Source organism: Bacillus sp. 3103sda1 (genome assembly GCF_024159135.1).
Classification (GTDB): domain Bacteria; phylum Bacillota; class Bacilli; order Bacillales; family Bacillaceae_G; genus Bacillus_A; species Bacillus_A rhizoplanae.
The window spans coordinates 2,454,846-2,468,073 of record NZ_JAMYWS010000001.1 but is presented as its reverse complement, the minus strand read 5'-3'; the positions used below and the strand labels follow the sequence as shown (position 1 = coordinate 2,468,073).

The following is a 13,228-nucleotide window of genomic DNA, read 5'->3' as shown; positions in this document are numbered from 1 at the left end:
GGAGGTTTACTTGAGAAAAATAAGTTCTAGATATGAGGAAAAGGATATACAATGCTACAAAACAAGTAGAGCAAAAAATTAACGGTTGAAAAATTGTTTCCTGTTAAAGGTAGGTGAAAGAAGCTTGGAACAAGTTCCTTTATTGGAAGTTAAAAATGTAAAAAAAGCATTCTTACAGCAACCTGTGCTAAAAGGAATCAATTTAACAGTAAAGAAAGGGGATATTTTCGCATTAGTAGGTGGTAACGGGGCTGGAAAGTCAACGTTAATGAAGATATTGACAGGGTTGTACACTTATGATGAAGGAGAAATCAAAATAAAAGGGAGATCTGTTACATTTTCCAATCCATCTGAGGCTCATCGAAACGGTATTTATTTAGTTCCGCAAGAACCGCTTATTTTTCCTAATATGACTATTGAAGAAAATATTTTATTAGGCATGAGGCAAAGTAAAAGAGAGCTTCGGACGAAATTAGATGTACTCATGAGGCAACTTGGCTGGAATCTAAGGCTGGGTGAGCGTGCTTCATTGTTGCCTATTGCACAGCAGCAATTAGTAGAAATAGTTAGAGGATTAATAAGAGAGGCAGAGATTCTTATTTTAGATGAACCTACATCGACGTTAACAGAAAATGAAATTAAGAGTCTATTTGTTGTGATGAAAAATTTGAAAGAACAAGGAATTGGCATGATTTATATTACTCATAGGTTTCCAGAGATTTTTGCAATTGCGGATCAAGTAGCTATTTTACGAGACGGCGTAATTTCTAACCAAGGTAATGTAAATGAATTTACTTACGATATCCTATTACAGGGACTACTACCAGAAGATTATCAGCAAATTCAAAAGAGAGAGAGTTTATATAACGAGACAGCGTCGTTAAAGCAAGTATTACAAGTAAATCATTTATTTAGTCATAGATTTCGAGATATTTCATTAGAAGTAAAAGTAGGAGAGATTGTTGGAATTGCTGGTGTTGTGGGAGCGGGAAGAACGGAATTAGCTGAAGTATTATATGGTATTACATCTGCAACCGAAGGAAACGTTCTATTAGATGGGAATGAAATTACAACGTGGTCAACAAAAAAGAGAATTGATGCAGGAATTATATATGTACCTGAAGACCGAGCGAGGCATGGGATTTTTTCAATTGCTTCTGTACAACAAAATATGACCTCTGTTCTCTTATATCGTTTAAGTGCATTTTTTTTAAATCAAGAAAAAGAAAGCGCTTTAACGGATGGGTATATTAAAAATTTTCGAATTATGGTTCACGATACAAATCAAAGCATAGAGTCTTTATCGGGAGGAAATCAACAAAAAGTAGTGTTAGGGAAATATCTTGCTTGTCAGCCTAAGCTTATTATTTTAGATGAACCAACACGTGGTATAGATGCAAAAGCGAGATTCGAAATATATGAAACAATTAAAGAACTAAGAGAAAATGGTTTAGCGGTATTGTTAATTTCCTCAGATTTAGAAGAAATCATGAATTTAGCAAATCGTGTGTATGTAATGCGAAATGGTAATATCGTGTCACATTTAGAACAGGAAGACATTTCATTGGATCGTATTACACGTTCTGCTTATGGGGGAGAGGAGGTTTCAAATGGATGAAATATGTTACATATATATTGAAAATGCGTGAAACCTCTATTGTAGGGCTGTTATTTCTTTATATTATCTTTGTTAGTGTAATGAACAAAGATTTTCTTCAATTGGATTCTTTTTCGATTATTTTAAAATCAAGTCTTATTTTAATTGTTCTCGCAATTGGTCAATCATTCGTGTTATTCACTAAAAATATTGATGTCTCGATAGGATCGATAATGGGTTTATGTGCTGCTTCGTGTGGAATGTTTTTGACCAGTGGAAATAATCCTTTTAGTGCAATTATAATTACATTTTTGCTCGGTGCGTTTATCGGAATTGTAAATGGCGTAGGTGTGACAAAGTTTCATGTTCCAGCAATTATTATGACACTAGGAATGCTAGGTATTATTCGAGGTTTGATGATTATATATACAGAAGGGAAATGGATCGAAGATATTCCAAATGACTATAAAAAATTGTCTTCCGTAACATGGTTAGAGATTCCGATAACAGTTTGGTTCATCGGACTATTATTAATAGCTGCTTATCTTTTCCTAACAAAGATGTCGTTCGGAAGATATTTTTATGCGGTAGGAGATAATAAAGAAGGTGCAAGACTGATTGGGATTCCGGTATCGTTTGTGCAAATTTTAGCCTTTATGATTTCGGGCATTACTGCTGCAATTGCTGGATGTCTATTTGTTATGAATATTGGGTTTGTACCGAATCAAACAGGAATAGGAATTGAACTGCAAGTAATCGCTGCTGCGGTGCTTGGTGGTATTAGTTTAAAAGGTGGTACGGGATCAGTTTTTGGTGCAGCTTTAGGAGCATTGTTTTTAGAGGTGATTAGTAGTTCATTAGTATACTTAAAAATCCCAGCCTTTTGGAACAACGCAATTTCAGGATTTTTATTATTACTTATTATTATTCTAGATAGTGTAGTACAGAAATGGAGGAAACAGAGGCAGAGGGAGGTGGAAATATGAAGTCTAATCACTGGCTCTTTTGCTGGGAGGGAGCACTCCTTCTTTTGTTATGTATGGAGTTTATCGTTTTTAGCTTATTAAATGTAGATTTTTTAAATATAGGGAATTTATTGTTTAGTATTAATGATTTTATTTTTATTACAATAGCCGCGATACCGATGACATTTGTCATTATGACGGGAGGAATCGATGTTTCAGTTGGGGCAGTTATGGGGCTTACATCTATTCTTATCGGTGTATTATGGATAAATGGGGCATCTATTGGTATTGCGGTAATAATTGCTCTTATTATAAGCGTATTAGCTGGTTTTTTAAACGGTGTTATTATTCAAATGACATCTGTTGAACCGCTAGTTATAACATTAGGAACAATGTTTTTATATTCGGGTATCGCTCTTGTAATTTCGGGTGGATCTAAAGCAACTGGATATGAAGGAATTAGCGGATTGCCAGATTCATATGTCCAGTTTGCAAATGGAATATTCTTAGGAATTCCTAATTTATTTTGGTTACTCCTTATTATGACTGTTTTATTCTCTATTCTGCTGTGCTATACAAAATATGGTCGATATGTAATTTTAATAGGCATGAATGAAAAAGCAGCTAAATATTCTGGAATTCAAACGAAGCGAGTTGTTATTTTAGCATATATGCTTTCTGGTCTAGGCGGTGGATTAGGTGGAATATTTCTAACGGCTTACTTTGGTTCAGCTCGAGCGGATTTAGGAAACGAAGCAATTTTACCAGTCATTACAGCAGTTGTATTAGGCGGTGCTCTTATTACTGGTGGAAAAGGAAGTATTGTAGGAACTGTTCTTGCAAGTATTGTTATTGGAATTATGCAATATGGGCTACAGATGACAGGATTAACAAATGAGCAATCCAATGTTGTAATCGGTATTATTTTAATTCTCTCTGTTATGGTACGCCATTCCAAGATAAGATACTTCTTTATCAAAAAAATTGTTTCACATAGGGAGGAAACAACATGAAAAAGAAGATAAGTGTATTCATCATTTTATTGGTGTTTGTTGTTTCTATGATGGCATGTACAAATACAAAATCAGATGGGAATAAATCAAAAGATGTGAAATTTGCCTTTATTCCTAAATTAACTGGAGTCGGTTTCTTTACATCGGGCGGAGAAGGCGCAAAAGAAATGGCGGATAAGCTCGGTGTAAATTTAAAATACGATGGACCTTCTGAGGCAAGTGTATCAGGACAGGTAAAATATATTAATAACTTTATTAATCAAAACTATGATGCGATTATGGTTTCATCTACTTCTGTCGACGGTTTATCACAAGCTTTGCAACGTGCAAAGAAAAAGGGGATTACAGTATTAACATGGGATTCTGACGTTAATCCGAAAGATCGCTCTTTCTATATAAGTCAAGGAACACCAGAACAATTGGCCAATTTGCTTATTCAAATGACTGCTTCACAAATTGGTGATAAAGGAAAAGTAGCATTCTTCTATTCTAGTCCAACAGTAACAGATCAGAATCAATGGGTTACAAAAGCGAAAGCAATTATAAAAGAAAAATATCCGAATTGGGAAATTGTGACGACCCAGTATGGGGAAAACAATGCTCAAAAATCACTAGCAGTAGGTGAAAGCATTTTGAAAACATATCCAGATATTAATGCAGTCATTTGCCCTGATGCAACTGCATTACCAGCAATGGCACAAGCTGCAGAAAATTTAAAAGTGGATAAGAAAGTTGTTATTACTGGTTTTTCAACACCTAATGTCATGCGAGATTATGTGAAGCGTGGTACAGTTCAACAGTTTGGCTTGTGGGATGTAAAACAACAAGGTGCACTTGCAACCTATGTTGCAAATGAAATGGTTGTAAAGGGTAAAAAGTTAAAAGTTGGTGATAGCTTTGAAGTTCCTGGTATTGGAAAAGTGAAAGTGGAACCAAATTCGATTCAAGGATACGATTATGAAGCAGAAGGAAATGGAATTATTGTATTGCCAGAACGGGTTGTGTTTACAAAGGATAACATTGAAAAATATAATTTTTAATAGTGTGTTTTTAAAGAAAAATTAATTATAATGATGAATATTTTCAAGTGAAGAGCAACCTAATATGGTTGCTCTTTTTTATGAAATAAAAATGAAACTTTTTTGAAAATCGAGAGAATATAGAGTGAAAGCTTTGAGAAAGGAGCCCCGATGCGAGTGAAGTAGAATTACAAGAATGATTGCTGTCCAAAGGGAAAAATAGTTGTAGACTGAAAAAGGGGGCTAGATATAGAAACAAAAGGAGCAGATGCAGCCCCTTTTATTTCTTATCATAAGGCTCTGTTAAACTAAAATGTTGATAAGTGAATATGAACAATGACTGTCTAAATTTCACAGTCATTATTTTTTTAAATCCTTTCTAATTGTTTCTTTCCATTTATTGATGTTGTTTATTGCATTTTTTTCTCCACCATTATATAAATCTTCAATTGTCATTGACCATCTTCTATATATACGTTTTCTTTTGTGGTTTGGCAGTGGATTGGTTATTTTACCTACTTTTGAAACGAGTTCCCTATTTTTTCTAAGAATATAACCAGTATCCCAATTATTATCATAAGCTCCAGTGAATAAGTTTATCAAATGATTATATCCATCTTTAGTATAGTTAGATGGGTGTTGAATCATATAACAAGAAACAAGCCAAAAATGTAAATCATATAATTTAGAGTCGTTATGCTCCCAAACCAGTGGGAATTGAAACATCTCGTAACAGGAAAGTCCATCTATTTCATTTGCTCCACATTCAATACATTTACCAGATTCCATTATTGTATTATTGTCAACCATTGTCGTTAAATCCTCCACTGATATACTTGTTCTTTTTGGGTATGTGGTAATTTATCAATGTGCTTAAGTAGATTACTAAATGCTTTGCTCATTCTTGCTTCCTCCGCGAATGTTTGTTCTTATAACAAATATACTAAGGATTCGAGAATGTATTAAATATCAACACTATACTTTAACAGAGCCTATCATAAAAACGGACAATATTTTATCACCATTTTTACCTTTGATTGTCCCAAAAGTATGATTTTCATTTATTCTCTAGATTTTTATGTTTGCTCATGAGTTTCTCGGTATATTCAATCGATTTTCCTCTAGGAACAGAAAGGCATTTCCATTTCTCATTTTTAAGTAACTTCCCTACATATACAATTTGGCCAATATGATAGGAATAATGTGATATTTGCCTTTCAATAGCTTCAATTACAGAGTGAGCCTCTCCGCGTATATGAATTGTCTTTTCTAAATCGTTTTCTTTCAAACTATTCAATGCTGTAAATAAAACTTTCCATCCTTGATTCCATGCCTCATATAAGGCTGCTTTAGAGGGAAATTCCCCAGTAAATTCATCATCACGGTTTCTAGTTGATTTTTCCCCATCTGTTGTTAAAAAATCAGTCCATCTAGAAAGCATGTTTCCCCACATGTGTTTGACGATAATGGCGATACTATTAGATTCTTCATTCGGATATATATGGAGTTCTTCATAACTTAATTGATCGATAGCATCTTCGCCTAACTTTTTCATAGAATGAAATGTTTTTAATACACAGCGTAAATACTCTTTTTCAATTCCCATTATAAACACCTACCTAAAAAATACTTTTATAAAGGATTCGATATTTACCTGTTGTAACCTTTTATTTGAACGTAGTGGAATATAAAGTTCTTAACAGCCCTTTCTTTCATAAGGAAGGGTTGTTTCGTTATAAGTCGAATACAGTAATGTTGCAAGAGAGGAGTAATCATATGTTATTTCAACAAGGAGAGCTATCTATTCGATACATAACGGAAGATGATGTTCAAACATTATCAAACTGGTTATCAAATCCTGAAGTTTTACGTTTTTATGAAGGGCGAGACAAACCACAATCAGTAGAACAAGTTCGAGAGCGTTATATAAGTAGTTCTGAAGATAAAGAGAAAAAGTGTATTGTGGAATATAAAGACCGAGCTATTGGCTATGTACAAATGTATCCTTTAGATGCAGAGTGGAAAGCGTTATATGGATATGGTAAGAAAGAGAATGTATGGGGGATGGACCAATTTATTGGAGAAACAGCATACTGGAACCGAGGAATTGGTACAGAGCTTGTGCAAGCTGTAATTACATATATCAGTAACAAATTAGGTGCAGTCGCAATTGCGATGGATCCAAGGGTAAGAAATGAACGAGCAATTCGTTGCTATGAAAAGTGTGGTTTTCAAAAAGTGAAATTGTTGAAAAAACATGAATTACATGAAGGAGTATTGGAAGATTGCTGGATGATGGAGTATAAAAATGAGGGGAGAGTTGGTTGATGAAACAAGCACTTATAGTAATTGATGTGCAAGAAGGAATGTATACAGCAGGTGTGCCTGTACATAATGGCTCTGGCTTATTGCAAAATTTACAGGAAGTAATTCAAAAATGTCGTACACATGATATACCTGTTATCTATGTACAACATAATGGAACTGAGGGTCATCCGCTAGAAAAAGGAACACCGGGTTGGCACATTCATTCTAAAATTACTCCGATGTCAAATGAGGTTGTAGTGGAAAAAGAAACACCTGATTCTTTTCATGAAACAAATCTTCGTGCAGTTTTGCAAGAAAAAGGAATTAAACATCTTTTCATTTGTGGACTGCAAACCGAATATTGTGTAGATACAACCGTTCGCCGTGCCTTTAGTGAAGGGTATAAAGTAACACTTATTCATGGTGCACATAGTACGTTTGATTCAGAGCAATTATGTGCAGAAGATATCATTCAGCACCACAATAAAGTGTTAGGCTGGTTTGCGAATATAGTAGATGTAAAAGATATAAAGTTAAATTAGAAACATAGTATGTAGAGAGAAATATTTCATAATCTAAGTGTATTTTGATGAAAGTTAAGCCACCATTTTTAGAGTGAATTGTGGATTTAAAACAAAGTTCAACCGTTTATATATGAGTGCAGTGACATAACTAGGAGGTTTCCACTATGACAGCTTTCTTTGAACCTATGGCGTTCCAGCTGAAAACCGAACGACTTGACCTGAGTATGTGGGAGGAATCCGATGCAGCCTGGTTGAGAAAACTAATTGGTGAACGTGGTGTGGACATGCCGACTCTTGACGCCGCCCGTAGCCGGATTATCGAGATGCGCAAGAGAGCAGTCGAAAATGGCATTTCCCTTCTCACTATTCGCCGCCGAGACGAAGGCGATTTCATCGGATACTGTGGCTTGATTATCGGTCGTTCCACACTTGAAGAGCCGGAGATCGCATATGAGCTGTTCCGCAGCGTTCACCGTAAAGGCTATGTGACTGAGGCAGCATCCGTGGTCCTGGACGCTGCGATTGCTACCGGGCGCAACAGGCTTTGGTCGACTGTAGGCGCTTGGAATTTTGCGTCCTTCCGAGTGCTAGAAAAGATAGGATTTGAGCGGCACCACAGCACGTGGGACGAGCGCGGTGAGATAGTTTGGAACGTACGCGATCTTTAGAGATTTCGACCTTTTCCGAAACTATGGAAAAGGAGAAAAGGTCATTACTTTAGGGGAGAATCCAGATACAGGTAAAAGGGCTGGTTTATAACCCAAATAGTGACAAACTATAACCAATACGAAGCATTTACTCCTGCTGAAGTAGTGACAAAAAAAGGTGGCTGGACAAAAATCTTATTGCACTAACTGAGTGCTTATCTTGAATAAGATTTAAGCGACGATCTTCAAGAATCGGGCGTGGTTGTTGAACGACATAGGTAGAAATGATCAAACTTTTTTATAAAAACCAAACTTAAATCTGCTTAGAAGAATCCATTTTGATCAATCTTCTTTCAAAATGGATTCTGTTTATTTATCGTAAAATTTGGGATTGCGAGGTATTTTTGATCAAACTTTTTTTCAAAGCTACATAAATCCCTAGAGATGATGCTTATTTATAAGTAAATTTAGTTTTTCATTAAGTCCTTACACAGTTCTTCTCGCCGAAATTAGTCAATGTCATGCGGAGTTAAAAAGTAGGAGGAGTAATTGCAAAGATTACTACTGCTTTCTCCTTATACGGATTTTCCCATTTATGCTTCATATAAGATGGGATTTTTACACTATCACCTGTGTATAAAGTTAATGTTTCTTGATTTAAATTTAGAGTAACAGTTCCCTCTAAAACAAATGCGATTTCTTCACCTTTATGCTCTATTAGTTTTTCGGAAGAAGAGGCTTGAGGTAATAAAGTCATAAGAGCAAGTTCAAGGGCTCCCGTTAAATCTGGAGATAGTAATTCATATGACAAATGTTCACTTTCAGGAAAACTAATCTTTTTTCGTTGGTCAGCTCTTACAACTAAGCTTTGTGCACTTGTATCTTCCAAAAAGAAATTAAACATAGGAATATTTAATGCGTTAGATATTAATTTAAGGGTTTGCAAGGATGGGTTTGCAGATCCTTTTTCGATTTGACTTAACATAGAAGGTGTGACATTGACGAGTGTTGCCAGTTCTCGACTACTCAAGCCTTGTGCTTTTCGGTATTCTGCTATTCTTTGTCCGACATTTATATCATTCATGTTGATTCTCCTTGTATATGAATTATTAAAGATTTTTATTAAATTTAATTTAAATTTATTAATATATATTTAATTAATTTCGTTTGTGTGTTAAATTTAGTTTAATTATAATAAATAAAATTAAATTTTAAAATGCTAACATCTAACATTAATTAAATAAGGATAAAGAAGGGAGAATTCACAAATGAAGAAGTATGATAGCACAGCTATACAAATCTTAAAAGAAAAGCACCCTTTACTAAATCAACTCGTTTTGACGGAGGAAGTATTTTGGGTCAATCCTAATAAAGAAGAGTTTGAAACCGGAATTAAAAAAGCACCTCTTACTAAAGACGATGTAAAAGATGCTGAGGAAAGATTAAAACGTTTTGCACCGTATATTGCGAAAGCCTTTCCTGAAACAAAAGATACGAATGGGATCATTGAATCTCCTTTAGTGACAACGCCTTCTATGAAACAACATTTAGAACAAGAGTATGAGCAGCATATAGTAGGGAATTTATTACTAAAATGTGATAGTCAGCTTCCGATATCAGGATCTATTAAAGCAAGAGGCGGAATTTATGAAGTTCTTAAACATGCGGAAGATTTAGCTTTAGAACATCATTTATTAAATAAACAAGATGATTATTCCACTTTAGATAGTGATCAATTCCGCACGTTCTTCTCGCAATATTCAATCGCAGTAGGTTCAACAGGGAATTTAGGGCTTAGTATTGGCATTATGAGTGCAAAATTAGGATTTAATGTGACAGTTCATATGTCCGCTGATGCAAAGCAGTGGAAAAAAGATTTACTTCGAAGTAAAAATGTCACAGTTATTGAATATGCAGCGGATTATAGTAAAGCAGTAGAAGAAGGAAGAAGACAAGCCGAAGCGGATCCTATGTGTTATTTCGTTGATGATGAGAATTCAAAAAATCTGTTTCTTGGATATGCTGTAGCTGCTTCTCGCTTGCAAAAACAACTGCAGGATCAAAATATTGTTGTTGATGCTGACCATCCATTATTTGTTTATTTACCATGTGGTGTCGGCGGAGGTCCTGGCGGCGTAGCATTTGGTTTGAAATTATTGTTTGGTGATCATGTACATTGCTTCTTTGCGGAACCAACTCATTCTCCATGTATGTTACTCGGTTTGCTGACAGGTCTTCACGATGAAATTTCTGTCCAAGACTTTGGCATTGATAATGTGACAGAAGCTGATGGCCTTGCGGTAGGAAGAGCATCTGGATTTGTTGGAAAAGTAATTGAACCGTTGCTAAGTGGCTGTTACACAGTTAGTGATCAAGAATTATATAGACTATTAAAAGCTTTTGTCGATACAGAAGGAATCAAGTTAGAGCCGTCAGCATTGGCAAGTGTATACGGGCCGGTTCAGTTGTTTAAACAACAGCAATATATACAAGAAAATCATCTACAAGAAAAAATGAAACAGGCAACGCATATCATGTGGGGAACAGGTGGAGGAATGGTTCCACCTTACATTATGGAAGAATATTATAAAAAAGGATAAATAGCTTATAAAATCAAGAAGATTTTTTAAGTAATCTTTATTGTAGATTAAAGTAACTTATTTGTATGAGTACATCACTTATCTAAAGTGGTGTACTTTTTGTTTTTATAAGTTTCTTTATGTTTTCATATATTGCCATAACAAAACTGTAGCAATAATGGTTTACCATAATCTTAGATTCAGTTATAATGTAATTGTTTGTAAAATTTTGAAAATTCTCACTGGCGGGGAGGAATTAATTTGAATACATCTCAACTATCCGAACGATTTAAGAACTTTGCCCAAATTGAATGTAGAGGTTCAAGTGAACTGTATGAGTATTTATCTATAAAGATTTCAGAAGATGATGAATTAATGGAGTTATGTGCAAATTCTCGAGAAGGGCAACCAGTTCCTAATTTATTTTTAGGAACTGTTCATTATCTTTTGTTAAAAGGAAAAGAACATGTTTTAAAAGAGTATTATCCAAGTATGACTAAGCATCCGAGAGAAATAGAAGATTCTTTTATTCATTTCAAGGATTTTTGCCGAATATATAGAGGCGAAATCATTTCTATCTTAAAAAACAAGCTAGTACAGACGAATGAAGTAAGACGTTCTGCTTATCTATATCCAATTTTTTGCTATATTTACAATGTTGTAAAGAAGCCCTTATCACTAATAGAAATTGGAACAAGTGCTGGTCTGCAATTGTTATGGGACAAGTATAGTTATTCATATGGAACAAATGAGATTTATGGAGATAAAGATTCAAATGTCCATATAACATCTGAAATAAAAGGAAATCATACACCACCATTTCTTTTAGCTAGTCCTCCAGTAGCTTCAAAGGTAGGATTAGACTTACATATTAGTGATTTAAACGATTCAGAAGACTATTTATGGTTAAAGTCGCTTATTTGGCCTGAACATGAAGAAAGGTTAGCGCTTTTTGAAAGTGCAGCTAAATGCCTTATCGAGAATCCAGTAAAACTTGTAGAAGGGAATGGAGTGGCATTACTTACAAATGTTGTAGAAAAACTTTCAAATGATAATGCTATTTGTATTTTCCATACTCACGTTGCAAATCAAATACCAGAAGGTTCTAAGTATGAACTAATAGAAAAAATAAAAACGATTGGAAGTAAAAGAGATGTTTTTCATATTTACAACAATATGTGGGATAGAAAACTTCATCTTGATTATTTTTTAAATGGTATAGAATATAATCAAACTATCGGAGAAACAGATGGACATGGTAGATGGTTTGATTGGGACTTGAAGTAGATTTTTACTTAATGTATTAAGGAGAAAATTTTTATGGCTAAAATCGCCATGAAGAAAAGATCTTAGTAACTATTGGAGCAGAACATTGTTATTACATTCAGCAGGAATTAACTAAGATAGGCATAAACGTAATTTTCCCGATTGAAATTAAAATTAGTAACTACCGATAACTATAACTTACAGTAACCCCAAAAGTGATTCTGTGTAAGAACACTTTTGGGGTTATTTTTGATAAAGGGCTATCGCCGGTCTGTACGTACTCTGGAACTGTCATGTTGGTAATACATTTGAATATGAACGAAATGAAACGAGTAAAATATGTTAAATAATTGTGTTGATTATAGTAAAAAAACTTGGTATGGTTATACATTGTTATAGCTAATATGGGAAAAAGAAAAGGAAAGCGAAATCAAGATAAGGATTGCTATTCTACTGTGAAGGATTTTAAAGGAACGCTGTTTTTGTATAAATAGAATATTAACTATAAATGAATATTTTCAATATAAGGTACAAGGAGATAATAATATGAAAGACAAACTAAGTACAATCCCCTCATTATCTTCAAACTCTGTTTATTTGGGTGTTTTGCTAGCTGTAGTTGGAGGGTTTTTAGATGCTTACACTTTCATTAGCAGGGACGGAGTATTTGCTAATGCACAGACAGGAAATGTAGTACTACTCGCTATAAGAGCAGCTAATGGGGAATGGGGAAGTGCTTTGCTTTATATCCCGCCTATTTTAGCTTTTATATTAGGTGTTTTAATATCAGAAGTAGTAAAGATTCCTCATATAAGGCATTTATTACATAGTTATAGACGCTCTATTCTTATGCTAGAATGTATTGTTTTAATCATTGTAGGTATCTTGCCAAAAAGTATACCTAACATAGTGGTAACAGTATGTATTTCGTTTGTATCATCTTTACAGATCTCTACTTTTAATAAACTAGACAAGTGGGCCTACAATTCAACGATGACAACAGGTAATCTTCGAATTGCAACGCAGGCAGCATATTTAGCATTCAAAGAACATGATCAGGAAGAGAAAAAACGATTTAAAGAATTTCTTGTTATCATTTTTTCTTTTATATTTGGTGTACTGTTAGGGACTTTTTCCACCACTCATATAGGGATCAGATCTATTTGGATTGCATCTGGAATTTTAGTGATTGCTCTTATTTTGTATCATAAAGATAGAGGTTATTGGAGAAAATCCTTAACGTTGAAATAAAAAAATTTGAAAATGCTGCTTTGATAATCCCTCATGTGGAGTGCAATACGTTGGTAACAT

Annotated in this window: 13 protein-coding genes; 10 read left to right on the top strand and 3 right to left on the bottom strand. The window is 34.4% G+C overall.

What is annotated here, in order from left to right:
- The first annotated feature begins 124 nt into the window (after nucleotides 1-124).
- From NKR74_RS12200 to lsrB, 4 genes are read left to right on the top strand one after another with little or no spacing between them, the layout of a single operon-like run.
- Nucleotides 125-1,618 carry a sugar ABC transporter ATP-binding protein gene (locus tag NKR74_RS12200; RefSeq protein ID WP_253629718.1) on the top strand — a complete coding sequence of 498 codons (1,494 nt, stop codon included), beginning with the start codon at nucleotides 125-127 and terminating at the stop codon, nucleotides 1,616-1,618.
- Nucleotides 1,615-2,583, top strand: coding sequence for an ABC transporter permease subunit (locus NKR74_RS12195; RefSeq protein WP_253629717.1), 969 nt, complete (start codon nucleotides 1,615-1,617; stop codon nucleotides 2,581-2,583). The genes NKR74_RS12200 and NKR74_RS12195 overlap by 4 nt, the downstream gene beginning before the upstream one ends.
- Complete coding sequence (locus NKR74_RS12190) at nucleotides 2,580-3,575, top strand: ABC transporter permease (protein WP_253629716.1); 996 nt, start codon at nucleotides 2,580-2,582, stop codon at nucleotides 3,573-3,575. Before NKR74_RS12195 ends, NKR74_RS12190 begins: the two co-directional genes overlap by 4 nt.
- A 47-nt stretch (nucleotides 3,576-3,622) precedes the next feature.
- Nucleotides 3,623-4,615 carry an autoinducer 2 ABC transporter substrate-binding protein LsrB gene (gene lsrB / locus NKR74_RS12185; protein WP_375337697.1) on the top strand — a complete coding sequence of 331 codons (993 nt, stop codon included), beginning with the start codon at nucleotides 3,623-3,625 and terminating at the stop codon, nucleotides 4,613-4,615.
- A gap of 339 nt (nucleotides 4,616-4,954) precedes the next feature.
- On the opposite strand, the gene NKR74_RS12180 is transcribed toward lsrB, so the two are convergent.
- Nucleotides 4,955-5,404, bottom strand: coding sequence for a DUF5946 family protein (locus NKR74_RS12180; RefSeq protein ID WP_098307061.1), 450 nt, complete (start codon nucleotides 5,402-5,404; stop codon nucleotides 4,955-4,957).
- 247 nt (nucleotides 5,405-5,651) lie between these two features.
- A complete protein-coding gene (locus NKR74_RS12175; RefSeq protein ID WP_098307063.1) occupies nucleotides 5,652-6,200 on the bottom strand; it encodes a DUF1572 family protein in 549 nt (182 codons plus the stop codon).
- A 170-nt stretch (nucleotides 6,201-6,370) separates the two neighbouring features.
- Here NKR74_RS12175 and NKR74_RS12170 point away from each other — a divergent pair, with 170 nt between their 5' ends.
- From NKR74_RS12170 to NKR74_RS12160, 3 genes are all read left to right on the top strand, one after another.
- Nucleotides 6,371-6,922 carry a GNAT family N-acetyltransferase gene (locus NKR74_RS12170; protein WP_253629714.1) on the top strand — a complete coding sequence of 184 codons (552 nt, stop codon included), beginning with the start codon at nucleotides 6,371-6,373 and terminating at the stop codon, nucleotides 6,920-6,922.
- The gene (locus NKR74_RS12165) at nucleotides 6,922-7,443 is read left to right on the top strand and encodes a cysteine hydrolase family protein (protein WP_098307067.1); all 522 of its coding nucleotides are present in this window, start codon (nucleotides 6,922-6,924) and stop codon (nucleotides 7,441-7,443) included. The genes NKR74_RS12170 and NKR74_RS12165 overlap by 1 nt, the downstream gene beginning before the upstream one ends.
- 146 nt (nucleotides 7,444-7,589) lie before the next feature.
- Nucleotides 7,590-8,093 carry a GNAT family N-acetyltransferase gene (locus NKR74_RS12160; protein WP_253629713.1) on the top strand — a complete coding sequence of 168 codons (504 nt, stop codon included), beginning with the start codon at nucleotides 7,590-7,592 and terminating at the stop codon, nucleotides 8,091-8,093.
- 508 nt (nucleotides 8,094-8,601) lie between these two features.
- Here NKR74_RS12160 and NKR74_RS12155 read toward each other — a convergent pair.
- Nucleotides 8,602-9,156: a helix-turn-helix domain-containing protein gene (locus tag NKR74_RS12155; protein ID WP_098307071.1), complete on the bottom strand. Its 555-nt coding sequence runs from the start codon at nucleotides 9,154-9,156 to the stop codon at nucleotides 8,602-8,604.
- 184 nt (nucleotides 9,157-9,340) lie between these two features.
- Between NKR74_RS12155 and NKR74_RS12150 the strand changes: the two genes are divergently transcribed.
- The 3 genes from NKR74_RS12150 (at nucleotide 9,341) to NKR74_RS12140 (ending at nucleotide 13,168) form a co-directional block, all read left to right on the top strand.
- Nucleotides 9,341-10,672: a D-serine ammonia-lyase gene (locus NKR74_RS12150; RefSeq protein ID WP_253629712.1), complete on the top strand. Its 1,332-nt coding sequence runs from the start codon at nucleotides 9,341-9,343 to the stop codon at nucleotides 10,670-10,672.
- A gap of 240 nt (nucleotides 10,673-10,912) precedes the next feature.
- Nucleotides 10,913-11,938 (top strand): DUF2332 domain-containing protein, encoded by a 1,026-nt coding sequence (locus NKR74_RS12145; RefSeq protein ID WP_253629711.1) that lies wholly within the window; start codon nucleotides 10,913-10,915, stop codon nucleotides 11,936-11,938.
- A gap of 525 nt (nucleotides 11,939-12,463) precedes the next feature.
- Nucleotides 12,464-13,168, top strand: a complete 705-nt coding sequence (locus NKR74_RS12140) for a YoaK family protein (RefSeq protein ID WP_253629710.1) — start codon at nucleotides 12,464-12,466, stop codon at nucleotides 13,166-13,168.
- The last annotated feature ends 60 nt before the right edge of the window (nucleotides 13,169-13,228 follow it).